Annotated in this window: 3 protein-coding genes; 1 reads left to right on the top strand and 2 read right to left on the bottom strand. The window is 71.7% G+C overall.

Features of this window, described 5'->3' with window-relative positions; genetic code table 11:
- Positions 1-153: 153 nt before the first annotated feature.
- Positions 154-450: a hypothetical protein gene (locus tag ABZ479_RS18085; RefSeq protein ID WP_354801257.1), complete on the bottom strand. Its 297-nt coding sequence runs from the start codon at positions 448-450 to the stop codon at positions 154-156.
- A gap of 45 nt (positions 451-495) precedes the next feature.
- Positions 496-1,362 (bottom strand): lipocalin/fatty acid-binding family protein, encoded by an 867-nt coding sequence (locus ABZ479_RS18090; protein WP_500462486.1) that lies wholly within the window; start codon positions 1,360-1,362, stop codon positions 496-498.
- Between the two features lie 182 nt (positions 1,363-1,544).
- Between ABZ479_RS18090 and ABZ479_RS18095 the strand changes: the two genes are divergently transcribed.
- Positions 1,545-20,318 (top strand): hypothetical protein, encoded by an 18,774-nt coding sequence (locus ABZ479_RS18095; RefSeq protein WP_500462487.1) that lies wholly within the window; start codon positions 1,545-1,547, stop codon positions 20,316-20,318.
- Positions 20,319-20,325: the final 7 nt, after the last annotated feature.

Below are 20,325 nucleotides of genomic sequence, written 5' to 3' on the forward strand. Positions count from 1 at the left end.
CTCCGGCCCGCGCTGGGGCCCGGGCGGTCCGCCGAGGGCCTCGCCGCCCCGGGCGCGGCCCCCCCGCCCCCCCCCCCCCCACGGCGCGGGCCCCGGACACGACGAAGGGCCGGGCGGGGAACGATGTCCCGCCCGGCCCTTCGCGTGCGGCCGCTACTTCTTGAAGTTGCTCGCGACCTGGGTGTCGAAGTCCTCGGCGCCCTTGGCGATCGAGGTGAAGGCCTCGCCGAAGTTCTCCAGGCCGTGGATGGCCTGGGTGAGGCTGCCGGTGAACTGCTGGTAGGCGTCACGGATGGCCCCGCTGGCCTGGGGCAGCACCAGCTCGTCGTTGAGCATGCTCTCGACCTGGCCCTTCAGGCCCTCGAGCCGGGCCATCCACTCGGTGCAGGTGGACGCGTGCGCCGCCGCCCGCTGCCGGACGTCCTCGGGAACGATGTGAATCGCAGGCATTGCATCGCCTTTCTGTTCTGATGAGCCTGTGGGGGGTGCTCCCGATCAGGCGATCTTGGGGTTGGTTCCGCCGTGGGTACCCGGGTTCTGCGGATGAGTGTCCGGGTTGTTCGGGTTCTTCGGGTCGTCGGGGTCCTCACCGGGCTTGTCGCCGCCGGAGTACGTCCACTCCGAAGACTTGCCGTCGGAGCCCTTGGGGCCGCGCGTGTACTCGGTGTGACCGCCGTCGCTGTTGGTGACGGTCATGGTGCCGCTGCCGTCGCCGTTGATGTTGGCCACCGTGTGGGCGGTGCTGCCGTCCGGGTACGTGGTGTCCGTCGTGTAGCTGTCGCCGTTGTAGTTGGTGGTGGAGGTGTACTTCTTGCCGTCGTACTCGACGGTGGTCACCTCCTTGGTGACCTTGCCGTCCGCGTCGACCTCCACGTGCGAGTCGATGTGACCGCGGTTGGTGTCCAGGTGGAAGTCGGGCGGGGTGTCACCGGGGTCCGTGGCGGAGCAGAAGTCCGGCAGCTCGCCGGGCCCCTCGCACTCCTTCAGGTGCTGCTGCTTGTACTCCCACTGGGCCTTCTGCTGCTTCCAGTTCTGCACGTGCAGGTTGGCGCTCATCACACCGATCTGGGCGCCCAGCTCGGAGTCGAACTCCCGGAACGCCTCGCCCACGGAACCGAAGGCCGCGGCGAGCTCCTTGATGCCCTTGTCCGCGCGCCCCATCGTGCTGGTGGCGTTCGTGTGGAAGGTGGACATCGCGGTGGCCACGGCCTCATGGCCGAGGACCGCCTGCGCCTCGCCGTAGCCCGAGCTCAGCCGCCCGAAGATGCCCTTCTTGATGAGCGGGTCGATCTCGCCCGCCAGGGCTTCCAGGCGCTGCTTGGCGTCGTTGAGGACGTCGTAGTCGATTTTGATCTCGGGCACGGGGGACCTCCGGACGGCCCTTGGAGAATCCGGTCACCTCGACCACGCACCACGCCCCCCGCCGGTTCACCGCCGCGCGCAGGTTTGACGCAGGTCACATGAACCACGCGTGAGCCTCGCGCGTGGTCCACGTGGAGAGCTCCGCCGGGCTCCTCCGCTCCGAACTGGGAGGGATCCCCCACATGCCTCGCCCGAGCGACTGGAACGTGGTCGGTCTGCACGGGGACCCGACCCCCGGGGACCCGGTCCAGATCCGTCAGCTGGTCACGGACCTGTCCACGATCGGTTCGCAGGCGAGGTTCATCGCGACGGCCATCGACCAGGTGATGAACACCGCCGACAGCAGCGTCTTCGCCGGGCAGACCGCGGACGCCCTGCGCGGCAAGATCGACGACCGGCTGCGCAACCACATCAACGACGTGGCCAACTCCTTCGAGGAGGTCTCCCGCACCCTGGGCGACTGGGCGAACTGGGTCGAGGAGGCCCAGGGCAAGGCCGACGGCGCCCTGTCGGCCGCCCGCGGCCTGCCGCAGGACGACCCGCAGCTGGAGGTGCACCGGCACACCGCCGAGAGCGCGGGTGCGGAACTCGGTGAGCACGGCAGCACCGTCGCCGGCGTGATCAACAAGGCCTCCGACATCCGGCTGCCGATCTCGGACTGCCAGGTCTTCTGGGAGATGTTCCAGATCCTGGCGATCATCCTCATCGTGCCGGCGCTGATCTTCGGCGGTCCGATCGCCCTGCTCGCGTTCGGCGTCAACATGACGCTGTTCGTCAAGGCGGCCATCGACTTCGCCCGCGGGGACATCGGCTTCCTCGACCTGTTCCTGGCCGGTCTCGGCATCATCGCCCCCACCACCAAGGCGCTGCCGATCTTCAGCATCGGCAAGCTCATCAAGGGCGGTGTCACCGCCGGCATCCAGTGGGGCCGAGGCAGCATCCTGTCCCTGCGGGACATCATCAGCGGGTTCCGGTTCGCCACCGTCTTCACCGGCCTCCGGGACGTCGCGCGGATGAGCCTCACCTGGGTGCGCCAGGGCGGCCTGTGGGTCATGCAGAACTTCCACAACCTGCCCGCGCTCGGCGGGTCGGTGTTCGTCAAGGGCGGGCTCGTCGTCATCCAGGGCGTCCGCTCCATCCCCGTGGTGGTGCGCGGCTGGACGACCGCGGTGCGGGCCGGCGCCCCGGGCGCGTGGAAGAACTTCCAGCTCTTCGCGCAGGAGACCTGGAGCAGCCAGATGGCCGGCGGCAAGTGGACGCGCCTGCTCCTGCCCGTGACGCACACCGACATCGCGGAGTACGGGCTGAAGGGCGCCCTGCGCATGGGCTTCTGGGACCGCGGCGTCATGGGCCGGGGCGTCTGGGACCTGCCGGTGGGCGGCACGGCGGCGCACACCGCGAGCGCCGTCCCGATCGGCCCGCACGGCGCGACCCCGCACTTCGACGTCGCGCACGCCGACATCAACGTGGCCCGGGTGGACCTGGCGGACGTTCGCTTCGGCAACTTCGCCGACACCCACACGTCCATCCGCCCCGCCTCCTTCTCCGTGGCGCCGATCGACACCGTCGACCTGAGCGGGCTGCGGGTCGGCACGCTCAACCCGGTCTCGGTGCACGGGGCGACCTCGCTGGTCGACGGTTCGACGGCGGGCTTCCGGGCCGTCCGGCACATGGACGACGTGGTCGACATCGCCGGTACGCAGCTGAGCGGGATGAAGATCGACGCCTTCGGCGTGACGCCCGGCCAGATGAGCGAGGGACTCGGCGTGAGCGCGGCGGCCCCGGGCGGCCACGTGACGCACTCCTCCGGCCTGTACGTGCCGGGCTCGGCGGGAACCCCGGCCGTGCACGAAGGCGTGGACATCACCGCCCTCGCCGCGCACGGCAACGGCAGCCTGCTCTCCCAGGGCACGATCGGCGTGCTGACGGCACCGCCCGGCGGGACCAACGCCCTGCACACCGCCCTCACCGGCGTGCCCGCGCCCGCCCCGGGCACCACGGCGGTCCACGACCTGCTCGCCGCCCCCGGTGCCCCGGGCGCCGGGACGGGCGCCGCCCACACCGCGCTGACCGGCGTCCAGGCGCCGCCGAGCGGTGCCGGGGTGCACGACCTGCTGACCGCCCCGGGCGGAACGACCGGCGCCCACGGCCCCCTCACCGGGGTCCCCGGGCACCAGAGCGGCACCAGCGCCGGGGGGTCCGCGTTCGACGTGCTGGCCGGCGGCTCCAAGGGGACGCCCAACAACCCGGTGCCCACCCACCTCGGGTCCTCCCTCGACGACAACCTCGCCGGCGCCGCCCGCGCGAACCAGGCCCATCTGACCCTCGACGAGATCGTGCGCCCGGCCGGCGGCGGCCGCCCCGGTTCCGTGGTCACCGACACCGTGCCCGGCCCCTCCGCGCACGGCGTTCCCGCTCCCGGTGCGCCCAAGGCCGGCGTGCACGGGATCGCGCCCAAGGACGCGGCCCGCTCCGCCTTCGACCTCCTCGACGACGGCCGGGGCGTCCGGCCGGTCGACGGGCCCGCCTTCGCCGGCACACCCGGAGCCGGGAGGACCGTGGACACCGACGCGGGCCACGCCTTCGCCGGCGCGCCCGCGAAGAGCACCGACGACGTCGTCGTCGCCCCGGGCACGCACGACAAGGTGGCCGTCACCGGCGACGGGCACGTCGCGGTGCCGCTGCGTCAGGACCCGGTACCGGTCCGGCCCTCGGCGTCGGGCGGCGGTCACGTGCTCTCGCGCGAGGCGGACCTGCTCCACGAGGTCAACCTGAAACTGGGCAAGATGGGGTCGGGCACGGTCACGGTGGAGGCCGTCACCGCCGCCCGCCAGGTGCTGGAGGACCTCCGCGGCGCCGCCTTCACCAAGGTCGACATCCGCGCCCAGGCCGACCAGCTCGCCGTCCACCTCGCCGGCCCGGAACGCGGCCACCTCCCCGGCGGCGTCAGGGACGGCGACCACACGCACGACGCGCCCACCCCGGGCGGGCACCACGCACCGCCGGCCCCGCCGAGGCCGCCGCGGCCGGCGAGCGGCCTGCTCGACGGGCTCGACGACGTGCTCCCGGACGACACCGGGGCACCGCTGGGTTCGCGCTTCGACTTCGACGACGACTCGGTCCCCGGGTCCCCGGTCGGCGAGCACGGCACCGAGGACCTGGACGGCTTCTCGGAGTTCGTGGACCTCATCCGCCCGCTGCGGCAGCACATCGAACGGGCCCTCGACAACCCCACGGCGGACATCGAGGTCGCCCTCGTGGCCAGCCCCGGAGGCCGGACCTGGCGCGAGTTCTCCGACGACGTGGGCCACGCCATGGTCTCCGTGATGCTGCCGGGCGAGCGCAAGCCGCTCACGATCGGCTTCTACCCCGAGGACGGGAACCTCTTCGGCAACCCGGGCGCCATCGTCAACGACGCCGAGTACCTCCTCTCCGGGCACGTCCGCGTGCTGGGCACCTACCGGATCACCGCGGAGCAGCTGTTCGAGGCGTACCGCTACGCGATGGCCAACTCCGGCGCCGTGTACGACCTGTTCCGCTACAACTGCGTCCGGTTCGCCGAGGGCTTCGTCTCCGCCGCGCTCGGGAAGTCCGTGGCTGACCTGTGGGTGGCGGCCCCGTACCGCCTGGTCGACACCATGCTGCGCCGTGACGGGGCCTGGCACTGGGCGGACGGCACGTCGCCCGTGGCCAAGCTGACCGCCGACGACACCATCAGGTACCAGAACGCCTTCGGCGAGGTGGAGGACTGGCGGCTCAGCGACCAGGTCCGGTTCGAGGGCGCCACCGACCAGGCGAAGCACTTCGTGCTCTTCGACCACCAGCGCCCCCTGATCGACGGCAACCTGGCGACGGCTCCGCAGAAGGAACGCCTGCTGATCCTCGACCAGTTCGAGAAGATGATCACCCATACGATCCTCACCTCCGGCGAGGACGCGGGACGCCTGCTGTCGCGGCAGCTGGGCGAGGCGTACGGCACGCTCCGCCCCGGGCTGTCCGACCTGCCGGGCCCCTCGGTGACCGGGTCCGTCACCGGCGACTCCCTCCCGGGCGCCGGCCGGGGCTCCGTGGACAGCGTGCCGGAGCCGGCGCCGAGCCCCGGCGGTTCGGGCGCGGGCGACTCCGCGGGACACCTGCCGCCGCAGTCCCCGGTGCAGTACGCCTCCGACGTGCAGCACATGTTCGCCGAGATCGACGACATGCTGCAGGACATGGGCCTGTTCCGGCACTCGCTCGACGACCTGCCCTCCGGTCCCCCGTCACCCGTGCACCCCGGCGCCGGCGGCGACGTCCACGTCGGCACCGGCGCGGAGCCGCACACCCCGGCCGTGGACAAGGGCAAGGGCAAGGCGCCGGCCGACGTCGCCGGCTCCTCCGGCGCCCGGCCGGACCACGACGGCGTCCGCGGGGACTTCGGGGACGACCTGTCGGAGATCGACGCGGCGGCGGCCATCACCGACGCCCGCCGCGACCTGATCAACGCCCGCACGATCCGCGACGACCTGCAGACGCGCTACACCGACGGCGTCGGCACCTCCGCCGAGGTCGACGGCGTCCGCTACCTCGAGTCGTGGGAACAGGTCCGGCAGGCCGAAGCCGCGCTGACCCAGGCGGAGGCCCACTGGGACGAACTCACCGGCGGAGCGCCGCTCCCCGAGGTGCAGTCCTACGCCGGCCACGGTCTCGGCGGCGGCGCGCCGCGCCTGCCGGAGGGCCTGCGCTCGCTGCTGCACCTCAAGGGCCGCGGCGACGCGGTCCCGCCGGCGCCCGAGGGCGTCGTGCAGTCCGTCGACCACGTCCCGTCGGCGACCCACGTCGTGACGCCGCTGGAGGGCGGCAAGCTCAGCCATGCCCTCGTGCCCAGCGGCCAGGACCTGACGGTGGCCCACTGGCTGGACGACCCGCAGTCCGCCTACGGCCGGCCCAAGGGCAACGGCAAGGAGGCGTACGAGGGTGACCTCAAGGCGCACCAGGACGTGCTGACCAAGGGCCTGGCCGGCGCGGAGCACAACGACGACCTGACGCGTGTGCTGACGCAGCAGCAGGAGTCGTTCCTGGAGAACGTCGCGCTGTTCCACGCCCTGGAGGGCCGCACGGAACTGCGCGACCTGAGCATGCCGCAGCTCTCGGCGATCGTGATGGCCGAGCGGCGGGCGCTGCGCACGCTCGCGGCGGACACGGACGCCCTGACCACCAAGCTGCGCGGCGGCGACTGGGACTGGGCGAAGGGCTACCGGCTCGACGGGGCGGACGCCGGTGAGCTCATCGCGAAGGTCCACCGGCACCTTCAGGACGAGCTCTCGCTCACGGTGAACCTCAAGCTCGGCAACCAGGTGCCGGGCGGCGGGACGCTGCTGGACGCGATGACCGCCGACCAGCAGCTGCTCCGCAACGCATGGGAGGTCGACAACGCCGGCGCCGGGTACTACGTCACGCGTGGCAACACGGAGGAGGCCCTCGGCCTGCCGGCCTCCGTGAAGCGGACGACGGACGCCTCCGGGATCTACCCGGGCCAGGGCGGCAAGTCCTTCGCCCCGACCGCGGCCGACCTCACGGACCTCCCCAACTACGCGGCCCTCACCTCCAAGTACCGTCCCGGCGGTGTGAAGATGTACGGGCAGGCGGTCTTCCACCTCAAGCCCAACCTGATGGAACGGGCCACGTTCACCCCCGCCGACAGCTTCATCGAGGGCGTCGAGGGTGCCCGCAGCGTCACCGGCCGGGGCAACATGCTGCCGCTCCTCAACCACGGTCCCGAGCCCCTGGTGCGGCTGGCCTTCGCCGAGGCGACCGACTTCCAGTTCGACGACGCGTTCCGCGGCTTCCGCGACGCCGGAACGCTGGAACGCCGGCTGGGCAGGTACTTCGAGGCCCAGCTCCACGGCGGCGTGAAGTGGGACGACCTGGACCGCGTCGTGCTCGTGGACGACGGTTTCGACCCGGCCCTCCAGGCGCGGAAGCTGCAGCTCGAGCAGTTCGCCAAGGACAAGGGGCTGTCCTTCACGGTCGAGGTCCACAACGCGCGTCCCGGCGCGGCCTCCGGCTCCGGAGTGCACCCCGCGCCCCCGGCACCGCCCGCCTCCGGCGGCGCCCACCCGGGCGGCACCGGAGCTCCCGGGCCCTCGCCCGCGCACGGGCCCGGCACGGCGAGCAGCCACCCCGGCACCCCCGGCACGCCTCCGGCCCCCGGCGGCGGCAAGCCCGGCTCCGCGGCCGACGAACTGCACGAGAACTACGCGGACCTCCGCTTGGCGGCCTCGCTCCTCGACGAGGACGGCGTGCCCAGGGCGGACCTCTTCACGGACACGGCCGCGCGCGTCGAGCGGTCCGGCGACGCCTCGTTCGTCTCCCCTGCGGCACCGGCCGCCTCCGGGGGCACCGCGAAACTGACCGACGACCAGATCCTGAACGTCGTCGTCGGCACGGGCGGCCGCAACGGCGACGAACGCCGCACCCTCGGCGGTTTCGAGTTCGGCGCGGGCACCCGCAGCAACGACGGCAAGAACCTCGTGTCACGGCCGGTCGTGGTCACCGTCAAGGACGGCGGCACGGAAGCGGACGTGGCCGTCCACCTGAACGTGATGCTCAGCTCGGGCAACGAGGCCGACGTGACGGTGACGGGCGGGAAGCTCGCGAACACCACGGAAGTCACGATCACCGGGAGCAAGTTCCACCTCACCGCGCGACCGCACACCGACCAGAACCTGATCGACCTGCACGGCCCGTCCAGCGACACCGCGTCGAAGTCCATCCACGTGGGGCCCAGCAACGCCAAGACCGGCTGGAACAGCAGGCCGGGCAACACCAGGAACCTCGCGCAGTCCCTCGGCGTCTCGGAACAGAAGCTCATCGAGGCACTCGACAACCGGTTCCCGCCGAGTGGACTGGTCGAGACGATCCACCGCTTCCAGGACGACGTGGAGCGCGCCGTCGTCCACGGCTCCGGCGCGGAGGACGTGCGGGTCCACTTCCAGGGTGACAAGTCGTTCCCCGTCCGGGGGGACTCCGGGGGCGTGTCGGCCCCCGCCGTCACCGGCCTGTCCGGTGGTGCGGGCGACGTCCTGCACGGTGCGGTTCCGGGTGCGGGGCGGGTGGATCTGACGCTGGACGCGGGTTGGGATGCTGCGCGTGGTGCGGTGGCTCCGAACACGGTGAAGCATTCGTGGGTGGATCCGGTGTCGACGCCGCGGGGTGGTGGTGCTCATGCTCCGCGGTATGAGGTGCGTGCGGGTTATGACGTGCGTCGGTTCGAGCTCGGTGGGCGTCAGGTCACGGATCTGACGGTGCGGGTGCGGCTGGCTGCGGACGGGTTGTCGCCGTCTCAGGTGGACGCGCTGTGGGACCGTGCGGTGAGCGGTGTGGAGCGGGTCTTCAACCGTCCTGGTGCGGTGTTGCGTGATGAGAGTGTTCTGCACGTCACGTTGGAGCGGGTCACGGGGAATGCCTCTGACGCGCATCTGACCGTGAACGTGGGTGGTTCGCGTGGTGCGATGAATCAGCATCAGTGGCGGATCGATGCGACGGAGCAGGATCTGGCGCACGAGTTGGGTCATCAGCTGGGTCTGCGGGACGAGTACCGGGACACCACGGCCGGGCACCGGCCCGAGGTCGACGGCAGTCTCATGGGCAACTACCACAACGCCGCCCCGGAGGGCCTGTCCCAGGGCGGGCTGCGCCCCCGCTACCTGGACCTCATCCACGGCCAGGTGGTCAGTCACGAGCACGTCCACGTGCCGCACGTCGGCGTCGACCCGGTCGACGGGATCGCCCCCCACGCGCCGGGCAAGAACAAGGCCAAGCCGAGCACGTCGCAGTCGGCGGCCGTCCCGTCCACCTTCACGCGGCAGACCGACGCCGTGCGCTTCACCGATGGCTTCGGCGACATCGCGAGCCACTACCGGTTGAATCCGGTGGCCCAGTACGACGGTGCGGCCAAGGGCTCGCTCCAGGGCGGTGAGGGGACCCGCTTCGTCGCAACGGTCATCGCGACTGCGGACATTGATCTGCTCACCCTGGCGAAGACGTACGGGACGGCGTTCGGCAAGGAGTCCCTCGGCGAGCGGCTCGGTCTCGTCATCGGCGTGAACGGGCGCGTCGGCAAGGAAGCCGACATCGTCGACACGGTGCGGAAGTTCGCCCAGCAGTGGGAGAAGGAGGGCGACTTCTCGGTTTCGGTCAGCGGTTTCACCTGGGAGCAGCCGAACCCCCAGTTGCTGAAGGACGGTGGCCAGAAGATGGTCCCGTACGGCGCACTCCGCGAGGCAGTCGTCCGCGACGACCTCACCCGGGGCATGCTCGACAGGCTGAAGCTGAACGCCAAGGGCGAGGTGTACCTGCACGTCGGTGACGCCGACGTCAAGAGCATGGTCATCGACGGGAAGCCGCTCTTCGACCGTGCCGCCGCGAAGATCGAGACCCTGGCCGGCCGGAACGGGTCCGCTCCCGAGATGGTGAGCGGTGGTTACACCCTGCCCGAGGGCGTCGCGAAGAACGCCGCCGACCTGGACCTCGCCGTGCGCGACGCGATGGCGAAGACCGACACGCGGGCGATCTACTTCCCCGAGCCCAACACCTTCGTCCGCGTCGACCCGGAAAACTCCCTCGGCCTCGAGAAGGACATCCGGTTCGGCGAGGTCTCCGACCGATTCGTCAGTTACGAGGCCAGGGAGGGCGAGCGGCTCCTCGACAGCTCCCTCAAGAACCGTGGTTTCCAATGGCGGGGCCGGGAGAACCAGGGCTTCGTCTTCGACTCGCGCCTCGCCCTCGTCACCGACGGGGAGCGGATCGCCAAGGAGGTCGGGGACGACCCGCGGGCGATCCTCAGCGGGCTGACCCAGAGCCACGCGAACTCGAAGACCTGGACCGAGCAGATCGAGCGCTACATCAAGCTGCACCACCCGGATGTCCTGGCCAAGGACCCGAATGTGGGGCGGAACCTGTCCGCCATCGCCTTCCACGGGATCGAGGTGGACGGCAGCACCCGCCTCCTGACGATGACCCGGAAGGAACTCGGCAAGGCACTGCCCACGGAGGCGGGAGCGCTCCTGAAGGTGGCCGGCGAATTCCCGACGGCCGTCAAGCAATTGCTCGACATGGCCGTCGACACCCGGAACGCCCTGGTCGACGGCATCAACACGCACCTGCCGCAGTCCGTCTCCCCGTCCGCCCCGAGTGCGAGTACGAGTACGTCCACGGCCGCCCACGCGGGTGCCGGTACGGGCGGGCGGCTGACTCCTGACGCCGTCCGGATCCTGGACAGCATCACGAGTTCGGGCACGGTCGACGGCTCCCGGCGCACCCTCGCCGGCTTCGAGTTCGGAAAGGTCCGCGACACGGGGAGCACGAACCTCATCTCGCGGCCCGTGCTGATGACGGTCACCGAGGGGGACAAGTCGGTCCAGGTGGCCGTCCACCTCAATGTGATGGTCACCCCGAGCGGGAGGCTCGACGGGACGTCGGTCACGCTCAACGGGTCGGACTTCCATCTCACCGCGCGCTCGAAGGCCGCGCAGGACCTGATCGACAAGCACGGACCCTCCGCTCTGACGGCGGACAACTCGATCCATGTGGGGCCGGGCAACGCCAAGGCCGGCTGGGACAACAGGGCCGGTCACCTGCAGAACCTGGCGGACGAGCTCGGCATCACGAGGGAGAGCCTGATTAAGGCGCTCGACAACCGTTTCCCGCCGGGCGAACTGCCGGCCACCGTCGCCCTGTTCCAGCGGGACGTGGAGCGTGCCGTCGTCCATGCCTCCGCCTCCGAGGTCATCACGGTGGAGTTCCGGGGCGACAAGTCGTTCCCGGTGCAGGACAAGTCCGCCGGTGTCTCGGCGCGGGCGGTGGACGGACCGGCCGGTGTGGTGGACGACTTCTTCCACGGTGCGGTTCCGGGTGCGGGGCGGGTGGATCTGACGCTGGACGCGGGTTGGGATGCTGCGCGTGGTGCGGTGGCTCCGAACACGGTGAAGCATTCGTGGGTGGATCCGGTGTCGACGCCGCGGGGTGGGGGCGCTCATGCTCCGCGGTATGAGGTGCGTGCGGGTTATGACGTGCGTCGGTTCGAGTTGGGCGACCAGTCGGTCACGGATCTGACGGTGCGGGTGCGGCTGGCTGCGGAGGGGTTGTCGCCGTCTGAGGTGGACGCGTTGTGGGACCGTGCGGTGTCGGGTGTGGAGCGGGTCTTCAACCGTCCTGGTGCGGTGTTGCGTGATGAGAGTGTTCTGCACGTCACGTTGGAGCGGGTCACCGGGAACGCGTCTGACGCGCATCTGAATGTGAACGTGGGTGGTTCGCGTGGTGCGATGAATCAGCATCAGTGGCGGATCGATGCGACGGAGCAGGATCTGGCGCACGAGTTGGGTCATCAGCTGGGTCTGCGGGACGAGTACCGGGACACCACGGCGGGGCACCGGCCCGAGGTGGACGGCAGTCTGATGGGGAACTACCACAACGCCGCCCCGGAGGGCCTGTCGCAGGGCGGGCTGCGCCCGCGGTACCTGGACCTCATCCACGGCCAGGTCGCGAGCCACGACCACGTCCACGTGCCGCACGTCGGCGTCGACGCGGTCGACGGGATCGCCCCCCACGCGCCGGGCAAGAACAAGGGCGGCAGCTCGCAGCCGGGACCCGTGCCGGCGTCGTTCGCGCAGCGGACGGAGGCCGTGCGCTTCAGCGAGGGCTTCGGCGACATCGTCGAGAACTACCGGTTGAATCCGGTGGCCCAGTACGACGGTGCGGCCAAGGGCTCGCTCCAGGGCGGCGAGGGGACCCGTTTCGTCGCCACGGTCATCGCGACTGCGGACACCGATCTGCTCACCCTGGCGAAGACGTACGGGACGGCGTTCGGCAAGGAGTCCCTCAGCGAACGGCTCGGTCTCGTCATCGGCGTGAACGGACGCGTCGGCAAGGAAGCCGAGATCACCGACGCGGTGCGGAAGTTCGCCCAGCAGTGGGAGAAGGAGGGCGACTTCGAAGTCTCCGTCACCGGTTTCACCTGGAAGCAGCCCAACTCCAAGCTGGTGGAGGCCGGCGCCCAGAAGGAGATCCCGTACGGCGCGCTCCGCGAGGCGGTGATTCGTGACGATCTCACCCGCGGCATGCTGAACAAGGTCAAACTGAATGCCGAGGGCGAGGTGTACCTGCACGTCGGTGACGCCGACGTCAAGAGCATGGTCGTCCGAGGCGAGCCGCTCTTCGACCGCGCCGCCGCGAAGATCGAACGTCTGAGCGCCGACAACGGGCTTCCTCCGGAGATGGTGAGTGGCGGTTACACCCTCCCCGAAGGTGTCGGGAAGAACGCCGCCGACCTCGACCTGGCCGTGCGGGACGCGATGGCGAAGACCGACGCGCGCACGGTCTACTTCCCCGAGCCCAACACCTTCGTCCGTGTCGACCCGGCCAACTCCCTCGGCTTGGAGAAGGACATCCGGTTCGGTGAGGTCTCCGGAAAGGCCATCAGCTACGAGGCCAGGGAGGGGGAGCGTCTCCTCGACAGCCTCGTCAAGAACCGCGGCCACGTGTGGCAGGGGCGGGAGAACCAGGCCGTCGTGTTCGACTCGGACCTGGCCCTGGTCACCGACGGCGAGCGCATCGCCCTGGCAGTGGGCGATGACCCGCAGTCGCTCCTCACGGGTCTCACGCAGAGCCATGCGAACCGGAAGACCTGGACCGAGCAGATGGAGCACTTCCTCACGCTGCACCACCCGAACGTGCTCGTGAAGGACGCGAACGCCGGGAAGAACCTGGCCGCCATCGCCTTCCACGAGATCAAGGCGGACGGCATATCCACCCTCGCGAAGCTGGACGCGAAGGAACTCGGTACCGCCCGGTCCGTGGAATGGAAGGCGGTGCGCAACGCCGCCAAGGGCTCCGACGACGCTTTCAAGCAGTTGGTCGGTATGGCCATGGACACTCGGAACGCCCTGGTCGACGGCATCAACAAGCACCTGCCGCAGTCCGTCTCGGCGGCCGCACCGGCCGCCACCCGGCTCACCGGGGACGGAGTGCTGGACGTCGTCATCGGCAGGGGCGGTGGGAGGCCCGAGGACCCGCGTCGCACGCTCGGTGGCTTCGAGTTCGGCGTGAAGACCCGCAACAACGGCGGCAACAACCTCATCTCCCGCCCGATCGTGGTCAAGGTCGTGGACGGTGGGACGGAAGCGGAGGTGGCCGTCCATGTGAACGTGGTCCTCACCTCGAGTCATGAGACGCGGGTGGCGGGCGGGTCGTCCGTCACGATCAAGGGGAGCGACTTCCACCTGACCGCGCGTTCGAAGGCCGCCCAGGACCTGATCGACCTGCACGGTCCGTCCATCCTGACCGCGGACAACTCCGTCCACGTGGGGCCGAGCAACGCCACGCCGGGCTGGAAGAACAATCCCGGTCACCTCCAGAACCTGGCGGACGAGCTCGGGGTCTCGAAGGACAGTCTGCTCGACGCGCTCAACAGGCGTTTCCCGCCGGGCGAACTGCTCGACACGCTCGAGCGGCTCCAGCGGGACGTGCGGCGCACCGTCGTCAACGGCTCCACCACGGAAACCGTGACGGTGCGCTGGGAGAGCGGGGACAGGTCGTTCCCGGTTCTCGACAACCACTCTCAGGTTTCGGCGCGGGCGGTGGACGGGCCGGCTGGGTCGTCGGTCGACGACCTCACGCATGCCGCGGGTGCGGGGCGGGTGGATCTGAGGCTGGACGCGGGTTGGGATGCTGCGCGTGGTGCGGTGGCGCCGAACACGGTGAAGCATTCGTGGGTGGATCCGGTGTCGACGCCGCGGGGTGGGGGCGCTCATGCTCCGCGGTATGAGGTCCGCGCTGGTTATGACGTGCGTCGGTTCGAGTTGGGCGACCAGTCGGTCACGGATCTGACGGTGCGGGTGCGGTTGGCGGCGGAGGGGTTGTCGCCGTCTGAGGTGGATGCGTTGTGGGATCGTGCGGTGTCGGGTGTGGAGCGGGTCTTCAACCGTCCTGGTGCGGTGTTGCGTGATGAGAGTGTTCTTCACGTCACGTTGGAGCGGGTCACGGGGAATGCCTCTGACGCGCATCTGAATGTGAACGTGGGTGGTTCGCGTGGTGCGATGAATCAGCATCAGTGGCGGATCGATGCGACGGAGCAGGATCTGGCGCACGAGTTGGGTCATCAGCTGGGTCTGCGGGACGAGTACCGGGACACCACGGCCGGGCACCGGCCCGAGGTCGACGGCAGCCTGATGGGCAACTACCACAACGCCGCCCCGGAGGGCCTGTCGCAGGGCGGACTGCGCCCGCGGTACCTGGACCTCATCCACGGCCAGGTCGCGAGCCACGACCACGTCCACGTGCCGCGCCTCCCCGCCGCCTCGGACGACGGGATCGCGCCCGGCGGCAGCGGCGCGGCCGAACTCGACCTGCTCGACCCGGCCGTCTTCAAGGCGCGGACGTCCGGCTCCGGTACGGCGATCGACGCCGTCGAACGCCGGCTGGCCGAGCTGCACGACGTGCAGGGAACGGACCTCGCCGGGCGGATCACGGCGCTCGACGAACTGATCGCGGCCGCCGACGACTTCCTCACCGCCCACCGTGGCGCACCGGGTGCCGCCGGCGTCGAGCGCACGCTGGTCCAGGCGCGGGCCGAGAGCGGCGCCTACCGGTTGCTGCAGGAGCGCGCCGCGTTCGGTACGGGCCACGGCGGCGGCGTGGCCGCCCTGGACGACCTGGCGACCCGCGTCCGTGCCGTCCTGGCGGGCGACGACCTCACGCAGGCGACCCGCGTGCGCCTCCAGGACGCGCTCACCGGCACCGAACGTCAGGCCGGCGCCCTGCGCCTGCTGTCAGGGAGCGACGTTCCGGCAGCGCCGGCCCCCGCCCCGGCCGCCGCGGGGCGCGGCGCCGACGACGTGCCCTGGGCCGAGGACTACCGCCGGGTGGAGGAACTCCTCGGCCGCGAGGGCGATCCGCGCCGGGAGGGCTGGGCCGATCTGACCCGGGCCCGGCAGGACCTCGGCACCGCGGAGGACGCCCTGCCGCACGGGGAGGCGAGCACGTCGCAGGGGATCAGCACGATCGAGGAGCTGCTGCGCTCCGACACGCTGGCGGCCCGCGACCGGGTCACGTCCGCGATCGACGGCCTGCGGGACCAGGGAATCGACCCGCACCAGGTCGAGACCCGGATCCGGGACGTCCATGAGCAGGCTGCCGTCGGGCGCGGCGCGACCCCCGGTGCCGGGAAGCTGAGCGACCTGCCCGAGGGTCCCGTGGGGACCGTCACGCGGGTCGAGTTGAGCGACTCCGGCGTCGAGGGCGCCAACGGACTGGTCATCGAGCGCACCGCGGCCGACGACGGCAGCGTGACCCACCGCGTCCTCGGTCGCGGGCTCGAGCCCGACGAGGGCCGGACGGTCGTCTTCCGTGACGGCGGGTTCGACGTGCGGCACACCGCGTCGGACACGGTCGTCCGGTACAACGAGTCGGGCATCAGGACCGCCCAGGAAGTACCGCTCAGGAACGCCGCCGGGGACCCGAACGGCCTGCGGCTGCACACCGATCTCAACGGCCACGGCCGCCCCGCGGCGACCCGCCTCACCGGCCCGGACGCCGAGCACCACCTCGCGGAACCGCTGGAGGACGGGACGGTCCGCGTCACCGACACCCGTACCGGCGAGACCACGCGGCACCGCACCGGCGGCCACCCCGTCGACGGGGGCCTGCGGCTGCGCGGGGCGGACGGGACGCCGGCCGAGGGAGACCTCGTGCTGGTGCGTGAGGACGGCACCACCCGCGTCACCGACGTCCAGGGGCGCGACGTGCCCCGCACGGTGACCCCCCTGGAGGACGGCGCCGGTTTCCGGATCACGGACGACGTCAGTGGTGCGTCCGTACGCCACGACGGGGCCGGACGGCTCCAGGAGACCGGGCTGTCGCTCACCGGCGCGGACGGCGGACGCGGTGACCTGTTCCTGGCCCGCGACGGTGCGGGCACCCACACGCTGACGAACGCCCACGGCGTCCTGCAGCGCGGCGACGTCACCGTCCTTCCCGGGGACGCCGGTTTCCGGATCATCGACGACGGGACCGGCGCGACGTCCCGGTACACCCCGGACGGCCGCCGGCAGGACGCCGGGACCGCCCTCGCGGACCCGGCGGACGGGGTCCGCGGGGCCAGGGTCGCGGTCGCGGACGGCGCCGGCGGGCTGCGTCTCACGGACGGCCTGGGCCGGCCGCTCACCGAGCGCGTGACGGACGTCGGCGGCGGCCGGCTCCGCACGTTCGACGACACCACGGGCCGGTCCATGCTCCACGACGACCAGGGCCGGCACGTCGAGACCGGGACGGCACTCGCCGACCCGGTGGCCGGTACGCGCGGCGACCGCTTCGTCGTCCCGGACGCGGCCAACGGCCACCGGCTCACCGACGCCACGGGCGCCGCCCTGCCCGAGCGGGTCCAGGCACTGCCGGGCAACGGCGGTTTCCGCGTGACCCACGCCACCGGCTACCGGGCGTTCGCCCCCGACGGCGCCTTCGCCGGCGACGGCCTGCGCCTCACCGGCCGCGGCGGCGTACCGGCGGGCCACCTGGACCGCGCCGCGGGCGGGGGACAGCGCTGGCTGGACGACGCGTTCGCGCCGGACGCCCAGCGGGCCGTCACGGTCCACGGGAACGGCCACATCGAGATCGCCCGGCCCGGCAACGGCCACCAGGTGTTCCACGGCACGACCGGGGAACTGGTCCAGGAGGTCACCCCGCTGCCCGGCGGCGGCCGGCAGGTCACCGCGGCACACGGTTCCTTCGCCCGCCACGATGCGGCCGGCGCCCTGACCGCCCACGGCACCCCGCTGCCGGACGAGGCGGGCGGGCGCGTCCTCGTCACGCGGGCGCCCAGCGCGGACGAGCCGAACGGCGCGCACTGGCTGGAGGACCCCGCGGGCAACACCGTCCGGCACTGGGACGCCACCGCGCAGCCGGCGGGCGGCGTGCGGATCGAGTGCACGCTGCCCGGCGGCCCGCGCCGCGGGGAGTTCCTGGAGCTGGACCCGGACGGCGTGGTCGTCCGACAGGGCTTCACCGTCCTCGACAAGGGCAGGACGACCCCGTACCAGTACGTCCTGGACCACCGGAGCGGCACGTGGGCCCGCACCGGGGGCCCCGACGGCGCCCCCCGGGGCGTCTTCCACCACGGCACGGCGGATCTGACGGGCGTCGCGAACGGCAGGGTGGTGCTGCTGAGCGCGACGGGGGCTCCGGTTCCCGTCTTCGAACGCCGGGTGCTGCCCGGCGGCGGGCTCCTCGACTCCTTCCGCCGCACCGACACCATCGCGTTCGGCCGTACCAACCCCCGTACGAGCTGGGCGCGCTGGGGCGACGAGGCCGCCCTCTCCGGCTCGGGGATCCGTGAGTACGACACCGCGGGCACCGGCTGGCGCGACCTCGACGGACGCGGCGACGTCGTCCACGCGTACCAGGCCGGTCTGCAGAAGCACACCAACGGCACGGGCCACACGCTGGCGCTGCGGAACGGGAACGGCGACCTGCGCTGGCACCGCTACGACGGCGCCGGCAAGGAAATCGCCGAGGGCCCGCGCACCCCGGACCGGTTCGACTCCGGCTGGACCGACCTCGCCGACGACGGGCGGACCCTCGTCCAGCGCAAGTGGGGCATGGGCCGGCTGCCGGAGCACGCGGGGCAGTACGAGGAGCACAAGATCGTGCAGGACGCCGCCGCGCCCGGCGGGTGGCGGACCGACGGGACCTGGCAGCGCCAGTCCCCGCACGGCAAGGAGGTCGGCAAGGCCGAGGTCGTCGACGGCCACCTGCTGGTCACCGAGCGGTGGCGCGAGCAGCGGCCGCCCGTCTGGGTCCGCAAGGCGTGGCTGCCGGGCGCGCGGAACGCGGAGGGCGGGTACGCCCATGTGCTCGGCGACAACGCCCACCAGCTGTTCACCTGGCAGAAGCGGCCGATCGGCACCGCGACCGGCGAGGTCACCTCGGGCGTGCGCTACGTGGGCCTCGACGGCGGAGTCCTCGACCTGACCGCGGACGGCCGCTTCGCGCGCCTCACGACCAAGCTGCACGACGGCACGACCCTCAAGGTCGGCGACCACGCCGGACGTCCCGGCCACGCGCCCGCGGCAGCGGGGCACCAGCCGTGGGAGGCGGGGGAGTTGCGGGGTTACCGCGTGCCGCAGGACCCGGCGGCCACCGGCCTGCTGTGGCGGGACGAGCTCAGCGGCGCCGCGGGCGTCCAGGTCGTCCGCGAGGGCCTCCCCGGCGGGGTGGTACGCGAGTACACCACCCCGCGGGCCGTCGACGCCGCCCCCGGCCACGGCACCTGGGTCACCCGTGACGCGCACGGCAACCTGACCGGGATGCGGCAGCCGAACCCCGACCGCACCGTGAACAGCTTCATCGAGGGTGTGGGGAAGACGGACTCCGCGAAGTGGACGTGGCGCGAGGTGGACGCCGAGGGCACCCCCCTCGGCGCCTCCGGCACCCGCACGTTCTTCCGCGGCTCCAGCGACCCGAAGCTGTCCTGGGACGACTCCTTCCGCGACCGCGACGCGGGCGGCCGGCTGGTCCGCGAGCGCCGCATGCTCGACAAGGGCCGCTACGTGCAGGCCTGGCGTGACCCGGCCGACGACAACCGCTGGCTGACGGCCGCGTACGACCGCACCGGGCGCGGGATCGACCCCGGGCCCGGCCGGCAGGTGCGCAGCTGGTGGAACGGCACGTCGTGGCAGGACCAGTGGTCGCGCGGCGCGCGGCACTTCCGTGACGAGCTGCGGCCCCTGCCCGGCACCCAAGGTGCCACCGTCAGGCTCCGCGAGGTCCCCGTGGGCCTCGGCGGCCCGCTGCGGGTGCGCGAGTACGACCCGGCGGCAGCGACCCCGCACTCGGTCTGGAAGGAGTTCGACCACGAGTCCGTCGTCCGCGAGCGCAAGGCCGTGAGGGGCGCCGACGGCACCGTCACCGGCTACCTGGAGACCGACGCCTGGCGCGGCCAGTGGAACCGCTACGACGCCGACGGCGCGCTCGTCGCCCAGCGCACCGACAGCGGTCTGGTCTGGGAGCGCCGGGGCCCGTTCGGCCAGATGAGTCTGGTCGGCAACGAGTACGACTACCGCGGGGCGCTGACCGAGATCCGCGGCTGGGGGCGCCGGATCCGCGAGGCCCAGCGCATGCCGTGGTCCGGCACGGTGGTCCCCGACGGCGCCGGTGCGGCGCTGCGCGAGGCCCGGTACGAACCGTACTGGCGGACCGTCGCGTACAAGGCAGCCGTGGAGTTCGGCCAGGAGTTCGTCCTGGAGTTCGCCGCCAACCTGGTGGTGAACGCGATCGTCGACGCCGCCCAGCACAAGAAGTTCAACGGGGACGACGTGCTGAAGGCGTTCGCCAACGCCGCCGTGTCCTCGGGCGTCAAGACCGGTCTCGGCATCGCGGTGCACGAGAACCGGATTCCCGGGCTCCGGAACCTCGGCAACCTCAAGACGACCCTGGCCAACGTCGACGGCGGCAAGCACCCGCAGCGCCGGCCGTTCAACCACGACAAGACCTGGACCAACGAGTGGGCCGGGAACGAGACGCCCACCCGCTGGCGCGGCGGCATCTACGACTTCGCCTTCAGCGCGGGCACCAGCGTGATCTCGGGGTGGGTCAACGGCGCCATGAACGCCGCCGTGTGGGGCGTGAGCGACGCCAACGGCACCACGGTCAAGCTCAGCGGCGCGGACGCCTTCCTGGACGGCGGCATCAACGCCACCGCGGCGCTGACCACCTCGGCCTCCACCGCTCTGGTGAAGAACGTGGTGGTGCTGGGCGGCGGAAGCCGGCTCTTCCACCGCCAGGGCTTCGCGGACTTCTGGATCCAGCTACCCTTCAAGATCTTCGAGAAGTCGATCCAGTCGGTTTACCTGACCGGTGCGTACCGTGCGAGCATCAACCCGTCCTGGTACCAGGCACCACCGGCCGGCACCGAGCAGAAGCAGTAGAGGATCC

It is taken from the genome of Streptomyces sp. NPDC005722, from assembly GCF_040630935.1.
In the GTDB taxonomy this organism is placed as follows: domain Bacteria; phylum Actinomycetota; class Actinomycetes; order Streptomycetales; family Streptomycetaceae; genus Actinacidiphila.

Excerpts from the sequence above, each read along its gene's own strand:
- ABZ479_RS18085 (WP_354801257.1), bottom strand. The coding sequence starts at position 450 with ATGCCTGCGATTCACATCGTTCCCGAGGACGTCCGGCAGCGGGCGGCG.
- ABZ479_RS18095 (WP_500462487.1), top strand. The coding sequence starts at position 1,545 with ATGCCTCGCCCGAGCGACTGGAACGTGGTCGGTCTGCACGGGGACCCG.